General features: G+C 69.5%; 22 protein-coding genes. 7 read left to right on the top strand and 15 right to left on the bottom strand.

The genetic code is table 11. The annotated features are described in order from the left end of the window. Nucleotides 1-186: 186 nt before the first annotated feature. The 5 genes from cydC to JWS14_RS26815 form a co-directional block, all read right to left on the bottom strand. Nucleotides 187-1866: a thiol reductant ABC exporter subunit CydC gene (gene cydC, locus JWS14_RS26835; protein WP_206014788.1), complete on the bottom strand. Its 1680-nt coding sequence runs from the start codon at nucleotides 1864-1866 to the stop codon at nucleotides 187-189. Next, complete coding sequence (cydD, locus tag JWS14_RS26830; RefSeq protein ID WP_206014787.1) at nucleotides 1856-3559, bottom strand: thiol reductant ABC exporter subunit CydD; 1704 nt, start codon at nucleotides 3557-3559, stop codon at nucleotides 1856-1858. Before cydD ends, cydC begins: the two co-directional genes overlap by 11 nt. Beyond that, nucleotides 3556-4593: a cytochrome d ubiquinol oxidase subunit II gene (gene cydB, locus JWS14_RS26825; RefSeq protein ID WP_095863320.1), complete on the bottom strand. Its 1038-nt coding sequence runs from the start codon at nucleotides 4591-4593 to the stop codon at nucleotides 3556-3558. The genes cydD and cydB overlap by 4 nt, the downstream gene beginning before the upstream one ends. 11 nt (nucleotides 4594-4604) lie before the next feature. After that, nucleotides 4605-6101 (bottom strand): cytochrome ubiquinol oxidase subunit I, encoded by a 1497-nt coding sequence (locus tag JWS14_RS26820; protein WP_206014786.1) that lies wholly within the window; start codon nucleotides 6099-6101, stop codon nucleotides 4605-4607. Nucleotides 6102-6234: 133 nt separating this feature from the next. Then, entirely contained in the window at nucleotides 6235-7107 is an 873-nt protein-coding gene (locus JWS14_RS26815) for an aminodeoxychorismate lyase (protein ID WP_095863318.1), read from the bottom strand. A gap of 62 nt (nucleotides 7108-7169) precedes the next feature. Between JWS14_RS26815 and ygfZ the strand changes: the two genes are divergently transcribed. From ygfZ to JWS14_RS26795, 4 genes are all read left to right on the top strand, one after another. Next, nucleotides 7170-8291: a CAF17-like 4Fe-4S cluster assembly/insertion protein YgfZ gene (ygfZ, locus tag JWS14_RS26810; protein WP_072943031.1), complete on the top strand. Its 1122-nt coding sequence runs from the start codon at nucleotides 7170-7172 to the stop codon at nucleotides 8289-8291. Next, complete coding sequence (locus JWS14_RS26805) at nucleotides 8288-8956, top strand: MOSC domain-containing protein (protein ID WP_072943029.1); 669 nt, start codon at nucleotides 8288-8290, stop codon at nucleotides 8954-8956. Before ygfZ ends, JWS14_RS26805 begins: the two co-directional genes overlap by 4 nt. Then, nucleotides 8953-9906: an asparaginase gene (locus JWS14_RS26800; protein ID WP_206014785.1), complete on the top strand. Its 954-nt coding sequence runs from the start codon at nucleotides 8953-8955 to the stop codon at nucleotides 9904-9906. The genes JWS14_RS26805 and JWS14_RS26800 overlap by 4 nt, the downstream gene beginning before the upstream one ends. A gap of 181 nt (nucleotides 9907-10087) precedes the next feature. Further along, nucleotides 10088-10288, top strand: coding sequence for a DUF3073 domain-containing protein (locus tag JWS14_RS26795; protein ID WP_005244376.1), 201 nt, complete (start codon nucleotides 10088-10090; stop codon nucleotides 10286-10288). Between the two features lie 111 nt (nucleotides 10289-10399). On the opposite strand, the gene purM is transcribed toward JWS14_RS26795, so the two are convergent. Both purM and purF read right to left on the bottom strand, forming a co-directional pair. Further along, on the bottom strand, nucleotides 10400-11479 hold the full coding sequence (gene purM / locus JWS14_RS26790; RefSeq protein ID WP_005244377.1) for a phosphoribosylformylglycinamidine cyclo-ligase: 1080 nt from the start codon (nucleotides 11477-11479) through the stop codon (nucleotides 10400-10402). 120 nt (nucleotides 11480-11599) lie between these two features. Next, nucleotides 11600-13183 carry an amidophosphoribosyltransferase gene (gene purF, locus JWS14_RS26785; protein WP_206014784.1) on the bottom strand — a complete coding sequence of 528 codons (1584 nt, stop codon included), beginning with the start codon at nucleotides 13181-13183 and terminating at the stop codon, nucleotides 11600-11602. Nucleotides 13184-13356: 173 nt separating this feature from the next. Here purF and JWS14_RS51405 point away from each other — a divergent pair, with 173 nt between their 5' ends. Continuing rightward, on the top strand, nucleotides 13357-13737 hold the full coding sequence (locus JWS14_RS51405; RefSeq protein WP_275957895.1) for a class I SAM-dependent methyltransferase: 381 nt from the start codon (nucleotides 13357-13359) through the stop codon (nucleotides 13735-13737). Here JWS14_RS51405 and JWS14_RS26775 read toward each other — a convergent pair whose 3' ends face one another. The 7 genes from JWS14_RS26775 to JWS14_RS26745 form a co-directional block, all read right to left on the bottom strand. Beyond that, on the bottom strand, nucleotides 13738-14124 hold the full coding sequence (locus tag JWS14_RS26775; protein ID WP_072943024.1) for a sterol carrier family protein: 387 nt from the start codon (nucleotides 14122-14124) through the stop codon (nucleotides 13738-13740). Between the two features lie 4 nt (nucleotides 14125-14128). Beyond that, nucleotides 14129-14773 (bottom strand): CPBP family intramembrane glutamic endopeptidase, encoded by a 645-nt coding sequence (locus JWS14_RS26770; RefSeq protein ID WP_206014783.1) that lies wholly within the window; start codon nucleotides 14771-14773, stop codon nucleotides 14129-14131. Further along, a complete protein-coding gene (locus JWS14_RS26765; RefSeq protein ID WP_072943020.1) occupies nucleotides 14770-16539 on the bottom strand; it encodes an alpha/beta hydrolase in 1770 nt (589 codons plus the stop codon). Before JWS14_RS26765 ends, JWS14_RS26770 begins: the two co-directional genes overlap by 4 nt. A 3-nt stretch (nucleotides 16540-16542) precedes the next feature. Next, nucleotides 16543-18828, bottom strand: coding sequence for a phosphoribosylformylglycinamidine synthase subunit PurL (purL, locus tag JWS14_RS26760; protein ID WP_072943018.1), 2286 nt, complete (start codon nucleotides 18826-18828; stop codon nucleotides 16543-16545). A gap of 143 nt (nucleotides 18829-18971) precedes the next feature. After that, complete coding sequence (locus JWS14_RS26755) at nucleotides 18972-20255, bottom strand: M18 family aminopeptidase (RefSeq protein ID WP_206014782.1); 1284 nt, start codon at nucleotides 20253-20255, stop codon at nucleotides 18972-18974. Nucleotides 20256-20280: 25 nt separating this feature from the next. Then, nucleotides 20281-20634: a VOC family protein gene (locus tag JWS14_RS26750; protein ID WP_095863618.1), complete on the bottom strand. Its 354-nt coding sequence runs from the start codon at nucleotides 20632-20634 to the stop codon at nucleotides 20281-20283. A 40-nt stretch (nucleotides 20635-20674) separates the two neighbouring features. Further along, nucleotides 20675-21922: a macrolide family glycosyltransferase gene (locus tag JWS14_RS26745; RefSeq protein WP_420855123.1), complete on the bottom strand. Its 1248-nt coding sequence runs from the start codon at nucleotides 21920-21922 to the stop codon at nucleotides 20675-20677. A 52-nt stretch (nucleotides 21923-21974) separates the two neighbouring features. Here JWS14_RS26745 and JWS14_RS26740 point away from each other — a divergent pair, with 52 nt between their 5' ends. Beyond that, nucleotides 21975-22565: a TetR/AcrR family transcriptional regulator gene (locus JWS14_RS26740; protein ID WP_095863311.1), complete on the top strand. Its 591-nt coding sequence runs from the start codon at nucleotides 21975-21977 to the stop codon at nucleotides 22563-22565. On the opposite strand, the gene malQ is transcribed toward JWS14_RS26740, so the two are convergent. Further along, nucleotides 22562-24673, bottom strand: a complete 2112-nt coding sequence (gene malQ / locus JWS14_RS26735) for a 4-alpha-glucanotransferase (RefSeq protein ID WP_206014780.1) — start codon at nucleotides 24671-24673, stop codon at nucleotides 22562-22564. The genes JWS14_RS26740 and malQ overlap by 4 nt on opposite strands. A gap of 195 nt (nucleotides 24674-24868) precedes the next feature. Between malQ and JWS14_RS26730 the strand changes: the two genes are divergently transcribed. Continuing rightward, complete coding sequence (locus JWS14_RS26730; RefSeq protein WP_206014779.1) at nucleotides 24869-25516, top strand: HemK2/MTQ2 family protein methyltransferase; 648 nt, start codon at nucleotides 24869-24871, stop codon at nucleotides 25514-25516. Nucleotides 25517-25526 lie beyond the last annotated feature (10 nt).

Raw genomic sequence — 25526 nt, 5'->3', positions numbered from 1 at the left:
CCGGTCCCGATCTTGGACCAGACCGGGGGCTCGGGGGCCGGGTAGCTGCCTGGGATTCGCTCGCCGCTCGCGCGGTCAGTGAATTCCGTCAGCGGTAGCGGCTAGCTGGCAGCCACCTCACGTGTCCGTCTGTCATTCAATTTCAGACCACCTCCTTCCTCGTGTACACAAGAACGTACGCCGCACTCACGGAGTCGGCAACGCATTTTCGCTCTCAGCTTTCTCCACCCGTATCACCAGGTCAGCGCTGGTATCCTGCGGAAGCTGGTGGGTGACCACCACAACTGTGCGCTGCGCAGACACCAATCCGCCGTCGCGTGCGAGCAGTCTCCGCAGCAGGTCGGCGCCCGCGTCGGCGTCGAGGTGTTCGGTCGGTTCGTCCAGCAACAGCACCCGGTCGGGCGACAGCAACGCCCTGGCGAGGAGCAGCCGGCGACGCTGCCCGCCGGACACCGCTCTGGCACCGCCGGCGAGGGTCGTGTGCACTCCCTCTGGAAGCCCCGCCACCCATCCCCCGAGCCCGACGGACTCCAGGACGGTCACCGCCGCCTCGGCATCCAGGTCGCCGCGCGCGACGCGCAGATTCTCGAGCACCGACGTATCGAAGAGGTGCGCGTCCTCCGCGAAGAACCCGACGTTCCGGCGCACCGCCTCGGACTTGATTTGGTGGAGGTCGATCCCGTCGATCCGGACCGTCCCCGAGACGGGGGGGAGCAACCCGGCGAGAGTCATCAGGGTGGTCGTCTTCCCCGACCCGCTGCCCCCGACGATCGCGACCCGGGCACCCGGCCGCAGGTCGAGGTCGAGCGGGGCGGTGATCTGCCCGCCGGGCCAGCCGCACCGCAGGTCCTTCGCGACCACTTCCGCCGGTCCGTCGAGGTCCCGGTCTCCGGGGTGCGGATCCGCGACTGCGGCGTCGAGCACGGCGAGGATGCGGCGGGACGCGATGCGGGCGCGGGTCAGCGCGACCGCTGCGGCGGGCAGTGCCGCGGTGGCCTCGAACGCGGACAGCGGCAGGAGCACGAGGATGCCCATCGCCATCGGGCTCATGGTCCCCGACGAGTACAGGTCCATGCCGATGAGCAGCGACGCGATCACGCTCACCCCCACTGCCAGCGGTGTGGCGGCGTCCGCGAACGCGCTGGGTGCGGCGGCGCGGTCGGTGGCCGAGACCGCGGCGTGCTCGGCGTCGACGGCCCGAGACACGGCGCGGTCGAGGCGACCCGCGACGCGCAGTTCCGCGGCGTGATCGAGGGCGGTGACGGCGTCCGCGCTGAACCGGGCGCGCGCCTGCGCTCCGGACGTCTCGGCGAGGCGGGCGGCCCGCGCGGACAACCAGGGCGCCGCGACCCCCGACACCGCGAGCGCCACTGCGAGCACGAGCGCCGCGGCCGGCGAGATCACCGCGAGGATGCCGACGGCGGCCACGGCCAGGACGACGGCCACGGCGATCGGAACGAGCGCGCGGACCACGACGTCACCGAGGGTGTCGACGTCGGCACCGGTGCGCGCGAGGAGTTCGCCACGGCGCAGTCCGGCCGCGGCCGCGGGGTTACCGTCGGAGAGCCGCTGGTACAGCCGGGTGCGGGCGGACGTGGTGCCGCGCAGGGCGGTGTCGTGGGTGGCCAGCCGCTCGAGGTAGCGGAAGACGCCGCGGGAGATGCCCAGGGCCCGCACCGCCACGACGGCCACGCTGAGGTCCAGGACGGGCGGCATCTGCCATGCCCTCGTGATCAACCAGGCCGACAGCGCCGCCAGCGCGAGGGCACTGCCCAGGGTGGCGACTCCGGCCGCGACGGCCCGTGCGACCCGTCCTGGTTTCAGGTCGAGAAGCGGCAGCGCCCGGAGCAGCGGGTCACGCGACATCGGCGCTCACCTCGATCACCCGGTCGGCGGCCGCGAGCACGGTCGGCCGGTGCCCCACCACCACGACCGTCCGGCCGGCGGCGGCCAGGCCGCGCACGGAATCGAGCACGGTCCGCTCCGATGCGTCGTCGAGGTGTGCGGTGGGTTCGTCGAGCACCAGGACCGGACGCCGGGTGGCCAGCACCCGGGTCAGCGCGAGCCGCTGCCGCTGTCCGAGCGACAGTCCCGTTCCCCCGGATCCGACGCGCGTGTTCCAGCCGTCGGGGAGTTCGGCGAGGACCTGATCGAAACCCGTAGCCGCGCAGGCCTGTTCGAGGTCAACGACGTCGCCGATGAGCCGGAGGTTCTCGTCCAGGGTGCCGGGAACGAGGACGGGGTGCTGCGGCAGCCACGCCACCTGCGCCCACCACGCGGACCGGTCGAGCGAACTCACGGGGACGCCCGCCACCCGCACCTGTCCGCCCTCGGGTGCGACGAGGCCGAGGAGTGCATGCACCGCAGTCGATTTCCCGGCGCCGTTGGGTCCGGTCAGCACGGTCACCGCGCCGGGTTCGAGGGTCCCGGACAGTCCGCGCGGCGCCCGGCCGCGGCGCGATGCGACGTCCACGTCGTCGAATTCGAGACGCGCCCCGGTGGCGTCCACCACCCCACCGTCAGAATCGACCGGCTCGTCCGAATCGACCGGCTCGTCGGCATCGATGACGGCGAAGGCGCTACTCGCGGCGGCCATCCCGTCCTCGGCGGCGTGGAACTGGGTGCCGACCATCCGCAGCGGGAGGTACACCTCGGGGGCGAGGATCAGTGCGACGATCCCCGCCTCGAGTCCCATGCCCCCGTAGACCAGCCGCAGTCCGATGCTCACGGCGACGAGTGCGACGCAGAGAGTGGCCAGCAGTTCCAGCACCATCGACGAGAGGAACGCCACCCGCAGCGCCGACATCGTGGTGCGGCGGTGGGCGTCGCCGAGTTCGCGCACCCGCGTCGCGGGCCCCTGTTCGCGGCCCAGCGCGCGGAGTGTGGGCAGTCCGGCGAGGAGGTCGAGCAGTTGCGAGGACAGTGTGGTCATCGCGGTCAGCGTCTTGGCGGCCTTGCCCCTGGTGAGCAGGCCGATGAGGATCATGAAGACCGGGATGAGCGGCAGCGTCACGAAGATGATGGCCGCCGACGTCAGATCCTGGAATGCGATGACCGCCAACGTCGCCGGCGTGAGCGTTCCCGCGAGGACCAGGGCGGGGAGGTACCCGGTGAGGTACGGCACGAGTCCGTCGATGCCACGGGTGAGCACGGTCGCGATCTCGTCCCGCCGCGGATCGAGTGCGCGCGGCCGCATCCGCGTGGCGACGCCGAGCACCTCGCCCTTCAGTTCCGCCACGACCCGCGACGCGGACCGGTGCGCGAACCGGGACTGGATCCAGGTGCCGAGGACGCGGATCCCCACCGCGGCCGCGAGGACCGTCAGTTCGGTGGACCACCGCCCGAGGTCGGTGGCGTCGTCGACGATGACGCCACCGAGCACACGGCCGATCATGAGCGCCGACACGATGACCATCGCGACGTTGACGATCGACAGCCCGACCGTGAGGACGAGATACCCGCGGGCTGCCGCGGAGTACCGCCACAGGCGGGGATCGACGGGGCGCCGGGAACCTCGCTCCCCGGCGGGGCGGGGTGCGTCGCCGACCGCTGTGCTCATCTGCGCTCGAGCGGGAGACCGATCGACGGCGGGATGTGCTTGGTCGAGATCCGTTGACGGAACACCCAGTACGTCCAGCCCTGGTAGATCAGCACCACCGGGGTGAGGAACGCGGCGGCCCACGTCATCACCTTCAGCGTGTACGGACTCGACGACGCGTTGTCGATGGTGAGGCTGTACGCGGCGTCCAGTGTGGACGGCATGACGTTGGGGAACAGCGAGCCGAACAGCAGGGCCACGGTGGCGATCACCGCGATCGACGTGAGCGCGAATGCCCAGCCCTCACGTTCGGCGCGGGTGAGCGCGACCACCCCCAGGAGTGCGGCGGCGGCGATCGCGACGAGGATCCACGTCCAGCCCTTGCCGTGCGCCAACTGCGTCCACAGCACGAACGCGCCTGCCACCGGAACGGCCGGGATTGCCAGCCGCGACGCAAGTTCGACGGCGTCCGTGCGGACCTCGTCGGCCGTCTTCAGGGCGAGGAACACCGCGCCGTGCAGGGCGAACACGAGCGCCGTCGTCAGACCGCCCAGCAGCGCATACGGATTGAGCAGATCGAAGAGGTTCGAGGTGACCTGCTTGTCGGCGTCGATGTCGACGCCGCGCACGATGTTCGCGAACGCGACACCCCACAGCACGGCAGGAACCCAGGATCCGAAGACGATGCCCCAGTCGCACCGTCGGCGCCAGGTGTCGTCGTCGATCTTGCCGCGGTACTCGATGGCGCAGATCCGGACGATCAGCGCGACGAGGATGATCAGCAGCGGCAGATAGAAACCGGAGAACAAGGTGGCATACCACTCGGGAAACGCCGCGAACAACGCGCCGCCGCCGGTGATCAGCCACACCTCGTTGCCGTCCCATACGGGGCCGATCGTGTTGAGCACCACCCGCCGTCGGGTGTCCCCGTTCGGGTCCTTGCGCCTGCCGAGCACCGGCATCAGCATGCCGACACCGAAATCGAATCCCTCGAGGACGAAGTACCCGATGAAGAGCACCGCGATCAGGATGAACCACACTTCTTGAAGTCCCATGACCGTCTCCCCTAGTACGCGAACGAGAGTTGCTCGGGCTTGCCCGGTTCTTCGGGCTCGTCGTGGTCGTCACCCGGTGGGTGCGCGTCGTGTTCGAGCGGTCCCTCCACCGTGTATCGGCGGATCAGCGTGAACCACACGACCGCCAGCGACCCGTAGACCACGGTGAACGTGATGAGCGAGACCCAGACGGTCCACGGGGAGTGATTCGAGACGCCTTGGTCGACAGTCAGTCTGATCATGTCGACACCGGTCGGGTTGGGTGCCACGACCCACGGTTGGCGGCCCATCTCGGTGAACACCCAGCCCGCGCTGTTGCCGAGGAACGGCGTCGGGATGACCGCGATCGACAGCCAGCCGAACCACTTCTTGTCCGGGACGCGGCCGCCGCGGGTCATCCACAGGCCGACGACGGCGAGCAGCGCCGACCCGGCCGCCCAGCCGATCATCGCGCGGAACGTCCAGTAGGTGACGAACAGGTTGGGCTTGTAGTTGCCCGGCCCGTACATCTCCTCGTAGCGGGCCTGGATCTCGGTGACGCCCTCGACGGTGGAGTCGAAGCTGCCGTCCGCGAGGAACGAGGTGAGCCCGGGGATCTTGATGAGCTGGGTGATGCTGTCGCAGTTGTTCTGGGTGCCGACGGTGAGGATCGAGAAGTCGGCGCCGGTTTCGGTGTGGCACAGCGATTCGGCCGACGCCATCTTCATGGGTTGCTGTTCGAACATCAGCTTGCCCTGGATGTCGCCGGTGATCGCGAGTCCGACACCCGCGGCGACCATCACCCACAGCGCGAGGATCGTGACCGGACGGAACATCGTCCTGGCGGTCTCCTCGTGCTTCTTCGCGACCTCCGGTTCGGTGGCTTCCTTCGACCTGCGCATGCTGCGCACCATCCACCAGCCGCCGACGCCTGCCACGAATGTGCCCGCCGTGAGGAATGCTCCGGCGACGACGTGAGGGAAGGCCGCGAGGGCGGTGTTGTTGGTGAGCAGTTCCCAGATACTGGTGAGTTCCGCGCGCCCGGTCTCGGGGTTGTAGACGGCCCCCACCGGGTGCTGCATGAACGAGTTCGCGGTGATGATGAAGTACGCGGACGCGTTGACACCGATCGCGACGAGCCAGATGGTGGCCAGGTGGACGAGCTTGGGCAGCCTGCCCCAGCCGAAGATCCAGAGTCCGAGGAACGTCGACTCGAGGAAGAACGCCACCAGTCCCTCGAGGGCGAGGGGCGCGCCGAACACATCGCCGACGAAGCGTGAGTACTCGCTCCAGTTCATGCCGAACTGGAACTCCTGCACGATGCCGGTGGCGACGCCGAGCGCGAAGTTGATCAGGAAGAGTTTCCCGAAGAACTTGGTGAGCCGATACCAGTGGTCCTTTCCGGTGACCACCCACATCGTCTGCATGACGGCGATCAGCGGGGCGAGCCCGATCGTCAGCGGTACGAGGATGAAGTGATAGACGGTGGTTATGCCGAACTGCCACCGGGAGACATCCAAGGCATCCATGGCTACTCCGAAACTGGGCCCGTAGGACAGGCTTCAGGGCCGGAGCGTGGGCTTCCGCCCGACCCTTGAAAACAACGTACTGCGGGGCCGTTTCCCCCGCAGGACTTTGCTACTACGAAATGTAGTAGACCTGTCAAGCCTCCGCGGACTCGGCACCCGACGTCTCGACCGCGAGGTCGACCAGCTCCACGATCTCGTCGGCGAGGGGCGCGTCCGGCAGGGCGAGGCCGTCGATCTTGCACACCCGCGCGGCCATGGTGATGCTGGAGATGAGCCAAACACCTTCCGCCGTAATGAGATCCGCCGGGCGCAGTGCCGCGTACTCGCAGCGGAACCCCTTGCCGGACGCCACCTCGTAGAGGGCCTGCTGCGTGGTGCCCGGCAGAATTCCGTGCTCCGGCGGCGGCGTGAGGAGCGTCTTCTCGCGGGCGATGACCACCGTGGAACGTGGCCCTTCCAACACATTGCCCTCACTACTGACGAAGATCACATCGTCGGCCCCGAACGTGGCCGCGTACCGCAGGGCGGCCATGTTCGTGGCATACGACAAGGTCTTCGCCCCGAGCAGCTGCCACGGCGCGCTCGCCGACAGATCCACCGAATAGCCCCGGGCCAGTGTGAGTACCGACACCCCGTCGCGGCGCGCGTCCAGGATCCGATCGGAGACCGGCCCGACGGTGACGAATGCAGTCGCGTCGCCACCGGACTCCCGGCCGCGGCTGAGCACGAGGCGCATCGCGCCCTCCCGCTCGGACCCCCACTCCTCGACGGCCAACTCCAGCGCCAGCCGCCAGTCGTCCAGGTCCTGCACCGGCAGACCGAGGGCCCGCGCCGACGCGACCAGTCGAGTGAGGTGCGGCTCCACCTTCAGTGCGCGACCGCCGCGCACCAACAGCGTCTCGAAGACACCGTCGCCGCGCACCACCGCCAGATCGTCCGCGTGCAGCAGCGGGGCATCCGCGTCGCGCACCTCGTGGTCCAGCGTCACCAGCACTCGATCAGACATGAGACCCAGCCTATCGACCCTGCTGACCGCCACCCGAGGTCCATGGTCCCTAGACTGGGTCCGTGGTCGACAAACTGCCCGTCTCACCCAGTCCACTCGTCACGGCCCCGGGCGCGGTCCCTGCGCCCGAAGGCTCCCCCGACGCCGGCGTCGCCTGGCACCACGGCGATCCGCTCGGCGAACAACGCAGCGCCGAGCGTTCCGCGGTGGTCGTCGACCGCTCCCACCGGTTCGTCATCGCGATCAGCGGACCCGAACGACTCACCTGGCTGCACACCATCTCCAGCCAGCACGTCGCCGCACTCCCCGACGGCTCGAGCGCCGAGAACCTCAGCCTCGACGTCAACGGCCGCGTCGAACACCACTTCGTCCAGACCGACCTCGACGGCGTCACCTGGATCGACACCGAAGCCGACCGCGGATCCGACCTTCTCTCGTTCCTCACCAAGATGGTGTTCTGGTCCAAGGCCGAGCCCCGCGACGGCAACGAACTCGCCGTCCTCAGTGTGATCGGCCCCGACGCCGCGGCGGTCCTCGACGCCGCCGGGGTCGCCGTGCCCGCCGAGCCGTACGCCGCGGCCGTGGTGGCCGGGGGCGGTTTCGTCCGCCGCATGCCGTGGCCGACCGCCGACTCCTTCGACCTGCTGGTCCCGCGGGAAGGACTCGCGACGTGGTGGGGCCGGCTCACCGCCGCCGGCGCCGCCCCCGCCGGAACGTGGGCGTTCGAGGCCCTCCGGGTGGCCGCCGTGCGTCCGCGGATCGGGCTCGACACCGACGACCGCACCATCCCGCACGAGGTCCGCTGGATCGGCGGTCCCGCCGAGCACGGCGCCGTCCACCTCGAGAAGGGCTGCTACCGCGGCCAGGAGACGGTCGCCCGCGTCCACAACCTCGGCAAGCCGCCGCGACACCTGGTCCTGCTGCACCTCGACGGCAGCGCCGAGGGCAGGCCGGAACCCGGTGACCCGGTGACGGCGGGCGGCCGCGCGGTCGGACGGATCGGCACGGTGATCGACCATCACGAACTCGGCCCCATCGCGCTGGCCCTCGTCAAACGGTCCATCCCCACCGACACCGAATTGGTGGTCGGCTCCTGCGCCGCGTCCATCGACCCCGACTCGGTGCCCGCGGACGACGCGGTCCAGGCCGGCCGCGCCGCCGTCGACCGGCTCCGGGGCCGATGAGCGGGGCCACCGCAGCGGCCGGCGAGGTGCTGGCCGTCTGCGTGCTGCACACCGAACGCGACAGCGGCACCCGGCGGGTGACCCGCACGGCGATCGACAAGCGGCCCGTCGACGGCCCGGTGTCCGTCACGACCGCCGGACTGGCCGGCGACCGCGTCTGCGACACCGAATACCACGGCGGGCCGTTCAAGGCCGTCTACGCGTACCAGGAGGACGAGGCGCAGCGCTGGGCGACGGAACTCGGCCGCGCACTGCCCCCGGGATGGTTCGGCGAGAACCTCCGCCTGGACGGCATCGCCGCGAGCGACGCCGTGATCGGCGAGCGCTGGCGGATCGGCACCACCGAACTGGAGGTGGCAGGCCCGCGGACGCCGTGCGGCACGTTCGGCGTATGGGCCGCCGAGCCGAGGTGGGTCAAGCGGTTCTCCGAACGCGGCGACACGGGTGCGTACCTGCGGGTGGTGACCGAGGGGTCGATCACCGCTGGCGACGCCGTCCACCGCATCCACGTGCCCGGGCACGGCGTCACCGTGCGCGATCTGTTCACCGGCCGCGACCCGGAACGGTTCGTGGCGCTGCTCGAACAGCAGGAGAACCTCGCTCCGACCGTCGCGGACAAGGCCCGCCGGCGGATCGCCGGACTGGAAGTGCAGGTCACGTATTGAGCATCGAACTGGTCGAGGTCGTCCGCTCCGGATTCCGTGAGTGCGTCCACCGTGGTTCCGCGGTGATCCTCAGCGCGGACGGCGAGATCGCGCTCGCCCTCGGCGAGGTGCACACACCGATCTATCCGCGATCGTCGAACAAGCCGTGGCAGGCCGTGACGATGCTGCGGAACGGCTTCGAACCGACCAGTTCGGAAGAGCTTGCGATCGCGACCGCATCCCACGAGGGCGAGTCGGACCAAGTCGAACTCGTCGAGCGGCTTCTCGCCCGGTACGGCCTCGACGAGGATCAGCTCCGCTGCCCCGCGGATCTGCCCTCCAACGAGCTCGCGCGGGCCGAACTGCTGGCCGCCGGGGAGCTCCCCCGCCCGGTGTACATGAACTGCTCGGGCAAGCACGCGGCGATGCTCGCGACGTGCCTGGCCAACGACTGGCCGCTGGACAGTTACCTGGAGCCGACGCATCCCCTGCAACTCGCGGTCGTCGAGACGCTCGGCTCGATCAGCGGCGACGTCGACGCCGAACTCGGCATCGACGGATGCGGGCTGCCGATCGTCCCGCTGTCGCTGACGCATCTGGCGCGGGCGTTCGCGCGGCTCGTCACCGCCGAGCCCGGCTCCCCCGAGCTCGCCGTCGCCGACGCCGTCCGCGAGCACCCGTATCTCGTCTCGGGTACCGGCAAGGACGACGCGCGCCTGATGCCGGTCGTTCCCGGGCTGATGACGAAGGCCGGCGCCGACGGGGTCTACGCGGGCGCGCTCCCCGACGGCTCGGCGTTCGCGCTGAAGATCGACGACGGTCACGAACGGGCCCGGTTGCCCCTCGCCGCAGCGCTTCTCCACCGGATGGGCGCCGAATGGACCGAGGACCTGGCCGCCCTCGCATCGCAGCCCGTGCTCGGCGGCGGCGTCCGGGTGGGGACGGTCCGGGCAATTCCGGGAGTCTTCTGAAGTCGAAATGCCCGCATCGGGGCAGCTCGCGACCTCGATGAGACTAAACAGACACCGGTTCGGGGTGTGGATGGAAGCGCGAGGGACTTTTCCACGCTAGAGTGTGGGGCAGGAACTTACACACTCAAACGGGGCCGCCAAATTCCCCAGGCCGCCCCGCGAAAGCGCGAGGGGGTCAGCCATGGGCCGCGGCCGGGCTAAGGCAAAGCAGACCAAGGTTGCACGCGAGCTGAAGTACAGCGTACCGACCACGGATTTTGACAGCCTGCAAAGAGAGCTCTCAGGTGGGTCGTCCAACTCGCATCGGGACGAGGTCTTCGCTGACCAGCGTGCCGACAGGGAGGGTCACTCCCGGGAGGACGACGACGACTGGCGGCGCTGAGATCTGAAGACACAGAAATGAGGGGGAGCCGGTACCGGCTCCCCCTCATTTCCACATCTTCAGCCGGTCGGGGCCACTAGCTCGCCCCGCTCCGACAGACGGCGTCCGACCCTAGAACCTCGGGTGGTCGCCGGCGAGAATCGCGCGCTCGGCGGACACGTCGTGCGACTTCTTGATGCTGCCCAGCGTCCAGCAGTCGATGTGCCGCGCCGTCAGGACGGCCAGCGCACGATCGACGTCCTCGGGCGCCACGATCGCGACCATGCCGACGCCCATGTTGAACGTCTGCTCCATCTCGGCCCGCTCCACGCGTCCGCGCTGCGCGATCATCGCGAAGATCGGAGCGGGGCTCCAGGTGCCGCGGTCGAGTTCGGCAACCAGACCCTTCGGCATGACCCGCGCGAGGTTGTTGGCCAGTCCACCACCGGTGACGTGGCAGAACGTGCGCACGTCGGTCTCGGCGGCGAGCGCCAGGCAGTCCTTGGCGTAGATCTTCGTGGGCTCGAGCATCTCCTCGCCCAGCGTGCGGCCGAACTCGTCGACGTGCGCCGTCAGGCTCATGTGATCGATCTCGAGCAGCACCTTGCGGGCCAGCGAGTAACCGTTGGAATGCAGTCCGGACGAACCCATCGCGATCACGACGTCGCCGGGGCGGACCCGGTCGGGGCCCAGCACCTGATCGGCCTCGACCACACCGACACCGGTCGCGGACAGGTCGTAGTCGCCGTCCGCCATCACACCGGGATGCTCGGCCGTCTCGCCACCGAGCAGCGCGCAACCGGCCTGGATGCAGCCTTCGGCGATGCCGCTGACGAGTTCCGCGACCCGCTCCGGGACGACGCGCCCGACGGCGATGTAGTCCTGCAGGAACAGCGGCTCGGCGCCGCAGACGACGAGGTCGTCGACGACCATCGCGACCAGGTCGAGGCCCACGGTGTCGTGCTTGTCGAGCGCCTGGGCGACGGCGAGCTTGGTGCCCACACCGTCCGTGGACGCCGCGAGCAGCGGCTCCTTGTAGTCACCCTTGAGCGAGAACAGTCCCGCGAATCCACCGAGACCACCGAGAACCTCGGGACGGCTGGCGCGCTTGGCCAAGGGAGCGAAGAGTTCCACCGCCCGATCGCCTGCGGCGATGTCCACTCCTGCGGCGGCGTAGGACGCGCCAGGGCGACTTGTCGGATCCTCGGTCATGTGGTTGTTACTCCAGCCTTTTGTTGCTCGTCAAAATCGTGTCGGTCGGGCAATCGAGTGCTGTGATTGCGTCCTTACGGTACCGGAGTACGTTCTCCGGCCGGCTCCCGATGTACCGGCCTACGGCCGACTGAGGGCGTTCGCGTTGTCGTTCTCCCGCGTCGCGGGACCGCCTGCCGCGCTCTCGAGCATTCCCTCGAGAACGTTCTTTCCGATCGACGTCTCCGTGGGGAGCGCGATGGGGTACGTGCCATCGAAGCAGGCCGCGCACAGTCGCGACGCCGGCTGCTCGGTGGCCGCGATCATGCCTTCGGTGGAGATGTAACCGAGGGTGTCGGCGCCGATGGAGCGGCGCACCCCTTCGAGCATCTCGTCGAAGCTGCCGGGCTCGCCGCTGCCACCCGCACCGTTGGCGATCAACTCGGCCGGGGAGGCGAAGTCGATGCCGTAGAAGCAGGGCCACTTGACCGGCGGCGACGCGATCCGGACGTGGATCTCCAGGGCGCCTGCCTCGCGGAGCATCCGGATGAGCGCGCGCTGGGTGTTGCCGCGGACGATCGAATCGTCCACCACCACGAGGCGCTTACCGCGGATGACTTCCTTCAGCGGGTTGAGTTTGAGGCGGATACCGAGCTGGCGGATCGTCTGCGAGGGCTGGATGAAGGTGCGGCCCACGTAGGCGTTCTTCATCAGACCCTGGCCGTACGGAATGCCCGACCCCTGCGCGTACCCGACCGCGGCGGGAGTGCCCGATTCGGGGACCGGGATGACGAGGTCGCCCTCGGCGGGGTGCTCGGTGGCGAGGCGACGACCGATCTCGACGCGGGTCGAGTGCACCGAACGTCCGCCGATGACACTGTCCGGACGAGCCAGGTACACGTACTCGAACACGCAGCCCTTGGGCTCGGGGTTCGCGAAGCGGGAGGAGCGGACGCCGTCGGCGTCGATGGCGAGGAGTTCGCCTGGCTCGATGTCGCGGACGAACGACGCGCCGACGATGTCGAGTGCGGCCGTCTCGCTGGCCACCACCCAGCCGCGGTCCAGTCGTCCGAGGCACAGGGGGCGGATGCCGTGCGGGTCACGCGCCGCGTAGAGCGTGTGCTCGTCCATGAACGTGAGGCAGAACGCGCCGCGCAGCGTCGGCAGCAGCGTCATGGCCGCCTGCTCGATGGTGCTGTCCGCGGCGGCGTGCGCGAGGAGGGCGCCGACGACGTCCGAGTCGGACGTGGCGCCGCCGGGGCGCTTGTCGTTGACGAGGCCCGCCGCACGGGCGCGCTGCGCCAGTTCCGCCGTGTTGACGAGGTTGCCGTTGTGGCCGAGGGCGATGCCGCTGCCCGCCGCGGTGGTGCGGAAGATCGGTTGCGCGTTCTCCCACGTGGTCGAGCCCGTGGTGGAGTAGCGACAGTGACCGACGGCGACGTGGCCCGGCATCGCTGCCAGAGTCTGCTCGTCGAACACCTGGCTGACCAACCCGAGGTCCTTGAAGACCAGCACCTGCGAACCGTCGGCGACGGCGATGCCCGCCGCTTCCTGACCACGGTGCTGCAGAGCATAAAGCCCGTAGTAGGTGAGTTTCGCCACATCCTCTCCCGGCGCCCAGACGCCGAAGACTCCGCATTCTTCGCGGGGCTCGTTCTCGTCCTCGTCGGACGGGTTCGAAGAGAGAAGATTAGGACTGTGGACCGACAGATCGGCTCTGGTCACCGGGGTGCTCCCTGGGGATGGGCGTGTGAGGGGCAAGGTCAGTCTACGTGCCCCGCGCCGCCGCTTCTCCCACGGTGCCCATCGAACCGGCCCGACTCCCGGACGACGGGACGAAAATAGATTGGTTTCGGTATCGATCAGCATCCTCGAACCACAGAGCGGGGGCTGTTCCGATGAACGTCCGCAGCACGGCTCCGACCGCCGCAGAACGTCTGCTGAGCGCCTTCGAAGGTGCGATGGGCATCCCCCTTCCCGTACACGTCTGCCGCAAGCTCGGACTCCAGTCGGGCATGCGACTGCTGGGCGTGGGCTGCGGGTGGGGTTCGATGGCGATCCACGCCGCCGAGAAGTACGACGTGTCCGTCGTCGGGATCACCCTCAGCCACGAACAGGCCGAATGGGCGCGGGCCCGCACCTGGTTGCTGTATCTCGCGGCCAGCGCCCTGGGGTTCGAGGAGAAGGGTCGCCTGACGATCCATCAGGTCCTCGCCGTGCGCCCGTCCGACACCGGATCGAGCGGCCGGCCGCGCACCCTGGCGCTGTGGCTGGGGTGACTACACGCGCAGCAGCGGCAGCCAGTGGGCGATCTCCCCGGCACGACTCCCCGACACCGACACCTCGCCGCCGGACGTCGCGCCGTCGAAATCCAGCAGTCCCGTCACCAGCAGCAGCCACGTCCGCGGATCGGTCTCCACGACGTTGGGCGGGGTGCCGCGGGTGTGCCGGGGACCCTCGATGCACTGGACCGCGACGAACGGGGGAACCCGCACCTCCACGCTCGACCCGGGTGCCACCTGCTCGAGCGTGCGTGCGCTGAGCCGGACCGCCGCGGCCAGCTGGGTGCGGGACGGCTTCTCCTCGGTGTCGCCGCGCAGCCACGGACCGACCTCGAGTACGGCGGCCCTCAGTTCGGCGGGATCTACGGCTCGACGCGACGGCATGGGCTCAATCTACTGTGCGGGCCCGCACGGCTTCGGCGGCCACCACCCCGCCGACGTTGACCGAAAGATGCAGTAGAGCAGGGGCTACGACGCTGCCGCTGCGCCGTCGCAACCACTCGAACAGCACTGCAGAGGAACCGGTGAGCAGCACGCTCGCGCCGATCGGGTCACCGGCGATCCGGGCCGCGCGCACGTGCCACAGCCCGAACGTCAGCGCGTGCAGGGCGTACGCCGTGGTGGGTGTCCAGCCCCGTCGCAGCATCGCGGACAGGACGCTGCGGAACAGCAGTTCCTCGTGCGCGACGGTCCCCACGGGGATCCGGAACCCCACCCAGCGGGCGACATCGGTGGCGCGGTCGCCGGTCGGCACCCGCCTGCGCGCGGCGGGCACGCTCAGCGCGATCGCGTATCCGGCGAGCGGGATCACCGACGCCACGGCGCCGTACCGCAGCCCGGACCGGAGCGCCGACGCGGACAGCCCGAGTTCGTCGACGCCGTACCCGGCGGCCCGGGCGACTCCCACCACCGACAGTCCGAGCGCGCCGCCCGCGACGGCCCGCCCGTACGGGCCGAGTCCCGAACCGGGCAGCACCACGTTGTTCCACAGCACGGCCGCCGCCCCACCGGCCACGGAGGCGAGCCTGGTCACTTCTCCGGACCCTCTGTCCCGGCGAGGGATTCGAGGGTGGACCTGACACGTTCGGTGTCGGCGGGCGTCCACCCCTCGGGCTGCGCGACGGTGATCCAGCCGTCGAGGACGAGGGTTCCGTAATTGTGGCCGTGCCCGTCGGGCACCCCGGCGGCGTTCGTGAGGTCGGCGGACACCTGCCAGAACGTCACGAACGGAAACCATTTCATCGACGGCGAGCGATCGTCGCCCGGCGGTTCCTTCAACCAGTCGGGCCGGGTGAACGCGAGGTCGGGCGACCACCACACGACGGGATCGGACGGATGCTGGACGTACAGGATGCGCGGCGACAACCACTCCCCCGGGTCTTCGACCATGTCGGCGGAGTCGTCGGCGAACCGCACCACCAGACCCGCCGAGTACTCGGGGTCGACCTCGGGAGTGCCCGGGTCGCGGCGCTGAACCAGCTGCCCCCACAGCCGGTTCGAGTTGGGCGGCCCGACCCACAGCACACCGTCGACGGTCTGCCGGATGTCGCTCAGCGTGTCGAAGGCGCCCTCCCCTGCCTGGGTGCCGAGACTTTCGCCGTAGACGAGCAGCTTGGGGCGGGTCGCCTCGGGTTCCTGCAACCACCGTTCGTGCACCCGGTCGATCAGCATCTTTCCCGCCTCGGCGGCCTTCTCCCGGTCGGCGAGGAACGAGATCCAGCTCGGCAGGAACGAGTACTGGCCGGCGACCAGCGCCGTGTCGCCGTTGTGGACCAACTCGATCGCCTGCGCCGCAGTCGGATTGACCCAGCCCGTACCGGTGGTGGGGATGACGACGAGGACCTTGCGCGCGAACGCGCCGGTCCGCTCGAGTTCGTCGATGACGATGTCCATGCGTTCGTCGGGGTCCTCGGCGGTCTCGAGTCCTGCGTAGACCCGGATCGGATCCTTGGCCGGGGTGCCGTTGGCCGCCGTCAGTTCGTCGGCGTCGAGGCCGCGGGACACGAAGTTCCGGCCCTCGTACCCGAGGGTGTCCCAGGGCGCCAGTGACTCCGGGCTGCCCGACTTCTCGGGATCGAGCGGCTGCTCGACGCCGTCGCGAGTGGTCGAATTCTGCAGGCTGAACGCCGCATTCGTGGCGGCGTAGACGCCGCGCATCAGAACGCCGTCGACGAGCAGGAAGAACAACACCGTCACGATGAGGATGCCGACGGTGGTGGCCGTCGGGATCGCGAGGTGCCACCGCCGGATGAGTCGCGCCGCGATCCACCGCACCAGTTCGCGCAACAGCCGCCACACGGAGATGATCGCGGCACCCACGAGCAGGCTCAGACCGCCCGTGCGGATGTAGCCGGTGGTGGTGGTGCCCTCCGCCCCCATCAGCGCGGCGAGCTCACGCTGCCACGCCGCGGAGTACGCGAGCATCACGAGACTCACCGACACGCACGTCACCGTCACGAGCACGCGCAGGCCGGTGGACCACGGTTCCGGCAGCGGCCACCACGACCGGTGCCGCAGGAAGTAGCGGCGGACCAGCCAGCCGATCGCCGTTCCCACCGTGTAGCCGATCGCGGCGTTGATGCCGCCGATCAGCCCCTGGAACAGCCAGTCGCGGGGCAGCAGCGACGGCGTCAGCGACCAGCAGAAGAACAGCGTCGCGAACGCGATGCCGGTGAAGTCGAGCCGAAGGAAACGCCAGGTCCGGTCGAGTCGGGGACCGTGGAGGAGTGCAGGATCAACCAGCCGCGAGAGTTCCCGCGGCCCCCTGTCAACCCTCTCCAATGCCCCCGATTCGACCATTCATCACCCGAACAATGCCGGCAGAGTTCCCTCGAACGTCGTGCGCAGCTCGGCCAGCGAGACCGAGAACTGGCCCTGGACCTCGACGGAATCGGACCCCTCGTCCACCACACCGATGCGCACCCACGGCAGATTACGGGCCGTGCACATACCGGTAAAGCGAGTTTCCTCGGTGCGCGGGACCGCGACGAGCACGCGGCCCGACGACTCGGAGAACAGGGTGACGAACGGATCGGCGTCGTCGGGAAGCAGGATGCGGCAGCCCGTCTCCCCGGCCAGCGCGGCCTCGACTACGGTCTGCGCGAGACCACCTTCGGACAGGTCGTGCGCCGCCGACACCAGTCCGTCGCGGGACGCCGCGAGGAGGATGTCGGCCAGCAACTGCTCCCGCTCGAGGTCGACCTTCGGCGGCACGCCGCCGAGGTGGCCGTGCTCGACCTGTGACCAGATGGACCCGTCGAACTCGTCGCGGGTGTCGCCGAGCAGGATCAGCGTCTCGCCCGGTTCCAGTCCGAGACCGGTGGGGATGCGACGGTGCACGTCGTCGATGACACCGAGCACGGCCACCACCGGGGTGGGCAGGATCGGGGTCGAGCCGGTCTGGTTGTAGAAGCTGACGTTGCCGCCGGTGACGGGGATGCCGAGCTTCGCGCAGCCGTCCGCCAGACCGCGGACGGCCTGCTGGAACTGCCACATGACGCCCGGATCCTCGGGGGACCCGAAGTTCAGGCAGTTGCTGACGGCCTTGGGGGTGGCGCCGGTGACGGCGACGTTGCGGAACGCCTCCGCGAGTGCCAACTGCGCACCGGTGTACGGGTCCAGCGCGGTGTAGCGGCCGGACGCGTCGGTGGCGAGCGCGATGCCGCGGCCCGTCTTCTCGTCGACGCGGATCACACCGGAGTCGGCGTTCTCGGCCAGGACGGTGTTGCCGCGCACGTAGCGGTCGTACTGCTCGGTGATCCACTTGCGGCTGCACAGCGCCGGGGACGCGAGCATCTTCAGCAGGGTCGCCTTCAGCTCGTCGGCCGACTCCGGGCGCGTCAGGCCGGCGGTGGTGTTGGCGACCAGGGCGTCCTGGCTCGCGGGACGCTGCACGGGGCGCTCGTACACCGGGCCCTCGTGGGCAACGGTGCGCGGCGGCACGTCGACGACGGTCTCGCCGTGCCAGGAGATGGTCAGGCGCTCGCCGTCGGTGACCTCACCGATGACGGTGGCCAGGACGTCCCACTTCTTGCAGACCTCCATGAACGCGTCGACGTTCTCGGGGGTGACGACCGCGCACATGCGTTCCTGCGACTCGCTGGAGAGCACCTCGGCGGCGGTCATGCCGGTGGCCCGCATCGGGACCTGCTCGAGGTTGATGTGCATGCCGCCGTCGCCGGCCGCGGCCAGCTCGGACGTCGCGCAGGACAGCCCGGCGCCGCCGAGGTCCTGGATACCGACCACCAGCTTCGCGGCGTACAGCTCGAGACAGCACTCGATGAGCACCTTCTCGGTGAACGGGTCACCCACCTGCACCGCCGGTAGCTTCTTCCGGCCGGTACCTGATTCGTCGCCGTCGAACGTCTCGGACGCCAGCACGGACACGCCGCCGATGCCGTCGAGGCCGGTCCGCGCACCGAACAGGATGATCTTGTTGCCGGCGCCGGACGCGAACGCCAGGTGCAGGTCCTCGACCCGCATCGTGCCGGCACAGAGGGCGTTGACCAGGGGGTTACCGGCGTACGACTCGTCGAAGACGGTCTCGCCGCCGATGTTGGGCAGACCCAGCGAGTTGCCGTAGCCGCCGACGCCGCGCACCACACCGTCGACGACGCGGCGGGTGTCGGGGGCGTCCGCCGCACCGAAACGCAGCTGGTCCATCACCGCGATGGGACGGGCGCCCATGGCCATGATGTCGCGGACGATGCCGCCGACGCCGGTGGCCGCGCCCTGGTAGGGCTCCACGTAGGAGGGGTGGTTGTGGCTCTCGACCTTGAACGTGACCGCCCAGCCGTCGCCGATGTCGACGACGCCGGCGTTCTCGCCGATGCCCGCGAGCATCGAGGACCGCATCTCGTCGGTCGTGGTCTCACCGAAGTACCTCAGGTGCACCTTGGACGACTTGTAGGAGCAGTGCTCACTCCACATCACCGAGTACATCGCGAGCTCGGCCTCGGTGGGGCGCCGGCCCAGGATCTCCTTGATGCGGGCGTACTCGTCGTCCTTGAGACCCAGCTCCTTGAAAGGCTGTGCGACGTCGGGGGTCGCGGTGGCGGCGGTGACGGTATCGACCGGGTGTGCTGACACTGGAGGTGGGGTCCCTTCCCTACGGGAGTCAAGAGAGGCAAGCCGGGAGTCACGGTCGGCGCAAGCCGGGTGGCGACGAGCCGTACGTCAGTCTATCCGGCGGCTCGTTCCGGCACCGACCTGGCGCTCCTCGCCCCTCCCCGTCACGCCGTCGGTGTGAGGAAGGCCGCAAGGGCGTCGGAATAGGCGCGCACGTCACGGGCACCCATCAGCTCCCGCGAGGAATGCATTCCGAGCTGCGCGGCGCCGACGTCGACGGTGCTCAGCCCCGTCCTGGACGCGGTGATCGGGCCGATGGTCGAACCGCACGGCAGATCGGCCCGGTGCACGTACCGCTGCAGCGGCACACCGGCCTGGTCGCAGGCGAGCGCGAACGCACCGGCCCCGGCCGCGTCGGTGGCGTAGCGCAGGTTCTGGTTGACCTTGAGCACCGGTCCCCCGTTGACGGCGATGTGGTGGGCGGGCTCGTGCCGGTCCGGGTAATTCGGGTGGGTCGCGTGCGCCATGTCCCCGGACGCGCAGATCGACCCGGCCATCGTCTGCAGGAATTCTTCGCGACCGCCGCCGCGGCCGAGGACGATGCGCTCGAGGACGGTGCTCAGGAGATCGGAGAACGCGCCCCGATCGGACATGCTCCCCACCTCCTCGTGGTCGAACAGCGCGAGCACCGGCACCTGATCCCCGGGATGTTCGGCCGCCGACAGCAACGCCTGGGTGCCCGCGTAGCAGGTGCCCTGGTTGTCGAGCCGCGGCGCGCTGACGAGGTCCTGTTCGGTTCCGACCAGGGCGCTGGGCGCGAGATCGTGGGTCATCAGTTCCCACCCGAGCACCGCGTCGGCGGGCACCTCCGCCCGCTCGGCGACGAAGTCGATGAACGACCGGCGTTCGGTACCCACGCCCCACACGCCGTTGAGGTGGCGCTGCGGATCGAGGTGCACGCCCTTGCGGTCCTCGGACAGGTGGATCGCCAGTTGCGGGACGCGCAGGATCGGTTCGTCGACGCGGACGAGCTTCTCCTGCACCGTGTTGCCGACCCGCACGCTCAGCCGCCCGGAGATGCCCAGGTCGCGGTCGAGCCACGAGTTGAGCCACGCGCCGCCGTACGGTTCGAGACCCACCAGCTGCCACCCCGCCGACGAGAGGTCGGGGTGCTGCTTGACGCGCAGGTTCGGGCTGTCGGTGTGCCCGCCGACGATGCGGAACGGCGCCGTCCGGCCCACCCCCTCGGTGCTCCATGCGATGAGGGATCCGCCGCGCACCAGGAAGTACCGGCCGGGCTCGCCGGGCCACGAGTCGGTCTCGTGCAACTCGGTGAAACCGTTGCCGGTCAGCAACATCGACACCGTCGCGCACACATGGAACGGCGACGGTGAGGCATCGACGAAGGTGCAGAGTCCCTGGGCGTCGGCCCACGTAGTGGAAGGCATGGGGTCAATCATGCAGGACCCGCTGTCACGGGTGGGGACCCGAGACACAGAACTGGTTGCCGTCCGGATCGGCGAGCGTGACCCATCGGAAACCGCCCATCTCGTGCCGCCCGACCTCCGTCGCGCCGTCGGCACTCAGCCTGCCGACCTCGCCGTCGAGGTCTTCGGAGGCAAGGTCGAGGTGGATGCGGTTCTTCCCCGGAGTGGGATCGTCGACCTTCTGGAACGCCAGCTTCTGCGCGGAATCAGGGAGGGCGACGACGTAGAACCAGCCGTCGTTCTCCTGCTCGACCGTGCCCGCCGTCTGCTTCGCCCACCAGTTCGCGAGCGGCCCCGGATCGGTGGTGTCGAACGTGATCATGCCGAGTGTGAGTGCCATGCCCGCACAGTAGCCGTGACCACCGACACGTTTCGCAGCTTCACAGGAACTCCTCGATGACCCGGACGGCAGCGTCCACGCCACCGGCAGAACGCAACTCGGCGGCGAGCTCCGCACTGCGGCGACGGACCGGCTCGGCGTCGACCCAGGTGAGCGCGTCCCGCAGTCCGGCTGCCGACACATCCGAACTGTCCACGCGCACCGCCACTCCCGCGGCGACGAGCGCGTCGGCATTCTCGAACTGGTCGGTGGCCTGCGGCGCGGCGATCATCGGGGTCCCCGTGAACATGCCCTCGCTGGACCCGCCCATGCCGGCGTGGGTGAGGAACGCGTCGGCCTGCCCCAGGATGTCGAACTGCGGCACCCAGCGGTAGACCTCCACGTTGCCGGGCACGGCGCCGAGTTCGTCGACGTCGACGTGCTGCCCGATCTGCAGGACGACGTGCCAGCCGTCGAGGTCGCCGAATGCCTCGATGCAGCGGCGGTAGAAGTCGGCGTGATCGGTGAACGCGGTGCCGAGCGAGACGAGCAGCACCTTGCCCGCGCCTGCCGGACGCTCCCACCGGCCATCGGCGGGCCGCCGGGTGGGCAGCGCAGGTCCGACGAACGTATAGACGTCCTCGTTCACGCGGTCGGCGTTGGGCTGCATCGATTTCGCGATCAGCACCACCGCCCGGGCCGGGCGCCCGTAGAACTCGTCCGGGTCGGTCTCGACACCGTTGTCCCGCAGCAGTTTCCCCTGCCGCTCGTACAGTGCGGCGCCGCGCGGGTCGGCACGCATGGTGTCCACGAACGATTTCATGTCGTCCTCGTAGCCCTCCCAGGCCACGTACGTCGGCGACAGTTGCACGATCGGCACGCCCCATCCCTCGGCGAGGACGCGGGCGGGACCCCCCGCAATGTCGTAGAGGAACAGGTCGGGGCGGTCGTCCTCGTACAGCCTCCGCAACTGCGGCAGCATCGACTCGTACTCGGCCTGAAACAGGGTGAGGTGATCGATGGTGTCGCCGTCCCAGGACTTCCCGGACTCGTCCGCCGCGCCTGCGGTGTTCACGCGCGGCAACGTCGAGGCGTACTCCTTGAATTCCGCTCCGGTGCTCTGGACGACGTCCTTCACGGCGGCGTCGTTGGCGTACGTCACGCGGTGCCCGCGCGCGACGAGTTCTCGGAGAATCTCCAGGCTGGGGTTGACGTGCCCGGGCGCCGGGATGCTGACCATGGCGATGTGTGAACGGGTCATCTTCATCCTTTCCGAGACGAAACGGTCCGTCTCGATACATGGTGGCATCCGGCCGCGGACGAGTCAAGACGATACGTCTCGTCTGGTCTAGGATCCGTTCATGCCGTCCGCCGACAATCCCCGCCGATCCGAACGGTCCCGCGCCGCGATCCTGCAGGCCACGCAGGAGCTGATCCGCGAACAGCCCTACGGGAAGATCAGCATCGAGGGCATTGCCGCACGCGCCAAGGTCGGGAAGCAGACCATCTACCGCTGGTGGCGGTCCAAGGGCGCACTCGTCGTGGACGCCCTGCACGAACAGAACGCGGCCGGCGCCCAGGAGGCCCTGGCCCTGCCCGACACCGGCGACCTCGCCGCCGACATGAGGCTGGTGCTGCGGGCCACGGTCGACGAGTTCACGTCCCCCGATTTCGAACCGCTGTTCCGGGCGCTGTCCATCGAATCGCTGCAGGACCCGGCCCTGAGGGAACAGATCGTCGAACGGATCTACCAGCCGCAGTTCGAGTTCGTCGCCACGCGGTTCCGCTCGGCGCAGGACGCCGGGCAGGTGCGACCCGACGTCGACCTCGCTCTCGCGTTCGAGTTGTTCATGGCGCCGATGTTCTACCGCTGGCAGTCCGGAGCCCATCCCCTCACCCACGAGCACGCGGACGCCGTCGTCGACCTGGCGATGCGCGCCCTCGCGCCCTAAGCGCGGGTTGCGTCCTCGACGAACCCGAAATCGCCGTGCGTGAGGTCCTCGACGTGGACCGCGCGCCCGGACGCGTCGGCGAGGGGAATCTTCCAGTTCGAATACTGGGTCTCGTCGGTGCCCGGCTGATTCTGGATGCGGTACTCCCCCACCAGGTCGGCCAGTGCGACACCCGACAGCAGCGACGGGCTCCGGGCGATCAGCCGGTACAGCGCCTTCACGGTGTCGGGTATCGACGCGTCGTCCGCCAGCAACCCGCGGTCGCGCGCTAATTGGAGCACGGCCTCACGCTGCTGGGCGTCGTGTTCCTTCTCGAGTTCGAGATCCCGTTCGAGGAGCCCGAGCCGCGACCGCAATTCGATGTGTTCGCCGGCGAGGTATCCGGCGGTCGGCGGAAGATCGTGCGTGGTCACGGATGTCAGGCACAGGGTCCGGTAATGCTCCGGCGGTGTCGGCCGCTCGCCGTCGTGCTCGAACCACAGGATCGAGGTCCCCAGGATGCCGCGCTCGGCGAGGTAGTCCTGCACCGCGGGCTCGAACACCCCGAGGTCCTCGCCGATCACCACGGCGCCCGCCCGCTCGGCCTCGAGCGCGAGGATCCCGATGAGCGCCTCGTGGTCGTAGGTGACGTACGTTCCGTCGGCAGGCGTCTGCGCGTCGGCGGGGATCCACCACAGCCGGAACAGTCCCAGGATGTGGTCGACCCGCAGCCCGCCCGCGTGCTTCAGGACGGTGCGCAGCATGTCGCGGTACGGGGCGTACCCCAGTTCCGCCAGCCGATCCGGCCGCCACGGCGGCTGATTCCACTGCTGGCCCTGCTGATTGAAGTCGTCGGGAGGAGCGCCGACGGTAATGCCCTCCGCCAGAGCCGTTCCCAGCGACCACGCGTCCGCACCCCCGCGCTGGACCCCGACAGCCAGGTCGTGCACGATCCCGATGTTCATGCCCGCCGCGCGCGCAGCGTCCTGTGCGGCGGAAAGCTGCTCGTCGCACACCCATTGCAGCCACGAGTAGAACTGGATTCGCGGCGTCAGCTTGCGCCGCTGTGCCTGCACCCAGTCGCTGTCGGGCGCACCGGCCTTCGTCGTCCATCGCGGGTCGTCGGGCGGCAGTTTCTCGGTGAGTGCGCACCAGGTCGCGAAGTCCCGCAGCCCGTCCCCCTCGACGCGGCAGAACTCCTCGAACGCGTGCTGCCTGCTCGGGCTGCGCTCGATCCGGAAGACCCGTTCGAGCACCCGGAGTTTCGCCCGGTACGACGGGTTGCGGTCGATCCGGTCGGACCGGTCGTTCGCCCGCTCGAATCGCGCTGCGGCGTCGCGCATCCGCGCATGGCGTCGCGTCGAGAGGTACGCCGTCTCCGGGATATTCTCGACGCGGATGTACAGCGGGTTGACGTAGCGGCGGGTGGTCGGCAGGTACGGCGACGCCTCGATCGGCGGTCGGGGCTGCGCGGCATGCAGTGGATTGACCAGAACGTAGTCGGCGCCGTGGACGGAACCGAAGATCGACGCGAGATCCGCAAGGTCGCCGAAATCCCCCACACCCCAGGACCGACGCGACCGGATCGAGTACAACTGCGTGAGCACACCCCAGCGCCTGCGGTCGCGCAGTGCGTCCGAAGTGGTCAACCGCGCCGGTGTCACCACGAGCGTGCACGACGAGGAGGTGCCCGAGGTGGACGCCTGGACCGTGTGCCACCCGCACGGAACGTCGGAGGGCACGGCGAACGTCGCGCGCCCCACGAGAACACCGTCGACCTCTCGCGGATCGACCCACACCTGGAGTTGGCGTGCCGGGACCGTCGCGCCCGACTCCGTGTCGATCGTGACGTCCACCGCCTCGCCGTGCGGAACGTGGACCACGAAACGGGTCTCGGATCCGTTCCTGCCGACGACGACGGGCGGCAGCATCCGACGCCACGGCGCCACGTCGCACTCGGACAGGGCGCGCCGCACCTCGTCCTCCGTTCCGGCGGTGACGTCGAGCGCTGCGAGGACGCTGCGGAGCGTGTCGTCGCCCACGTCGTGACGCCGCTGGTCCCAACCCTGATACGACGTCGCAACCCCGTGCCGGGCCGCGAGATCACGCAACTGCTCGGTGTACGTCACCCGTCGATCGTGCCAGTTCGCCTCGGGTTCCGCGCGTCTTCCGGATCGCCGCCACGGCCGTCGGACCCGCCGGCGTGATTGGCCCCGCGGCGAGTGGGGTAACTGTTCGGTAATCAGACGCACGGCGTCCACGGCGAGCGCCCGGTGGCACTCGGTTGGCGTACGCCGATGCGCCCGGCAACCGAGGAGTCTTCGATGCTGCTACGTCTTCCCGGAGTCTATCGCCCGCAACACGATACGCAGTTGCTGGCCGGTGTCCTGGCGGCGGAGCGACTCGGTCCCCACTCCCGGGTACTCGATCTGTGTGCCGGGACGGGCGCGCTGAGCATGGCCGCCGCGGCCGCCGGTGCGGGCCGGGTGACCGCGGTGGACGTGTCGAGGCGGGCGGCGATCAGCATTCGGCTCAATGCGCTCGCCCGCGGGCACCGGATCCGGGTGATCCACGGAGACCTCACCGAACACGTCCGCCAAGAGCGGTTCGAGCTCGTCGTTTCCAATCCGCCGTACGTCCCGGCATCCGTCGACACCGTGCCCGACCGCGGTCCGGCGCGCGCCTGGGATGCGGGAAAGAACGGTCGCGCACTGCTCGACCGGATCTGCTGCCAGGCCCCCGACCTTCTCGTCGACGGCGGGGTTCTGCTGCTGGCGCAGTCCGGCCTGAGCGGAGTCGAGAAGACACTGACGATGCTCGAGGAGCAGAATATGACGGTCGACGTCGCCGCGACGGCCGAGATCCCGTTCGGACCCGTCCTCGTCGAACGGCGGGAGATGCTCGAGCGGCGAGGGCTCATCGAGGTCGGTCAGACCCTCGAGGAAATCGTGGTGATCCGCGCCGTCAAATAGACATGGCCTG

Source organism: Rhodococcus koreensis, assembly GCF_017068375.1.
In the GTDB taxonomy this organism is placed as follows: Bacteria; Actinomycetota; Actinomycetes; order Mycobacteriales; family Mycobacteriaceae; genus Rhodococcus_F; species Rhodococcus_F koreensis.
This window is presented reverse-complemented; position numbering and strand designations above follow the sequence as displayed.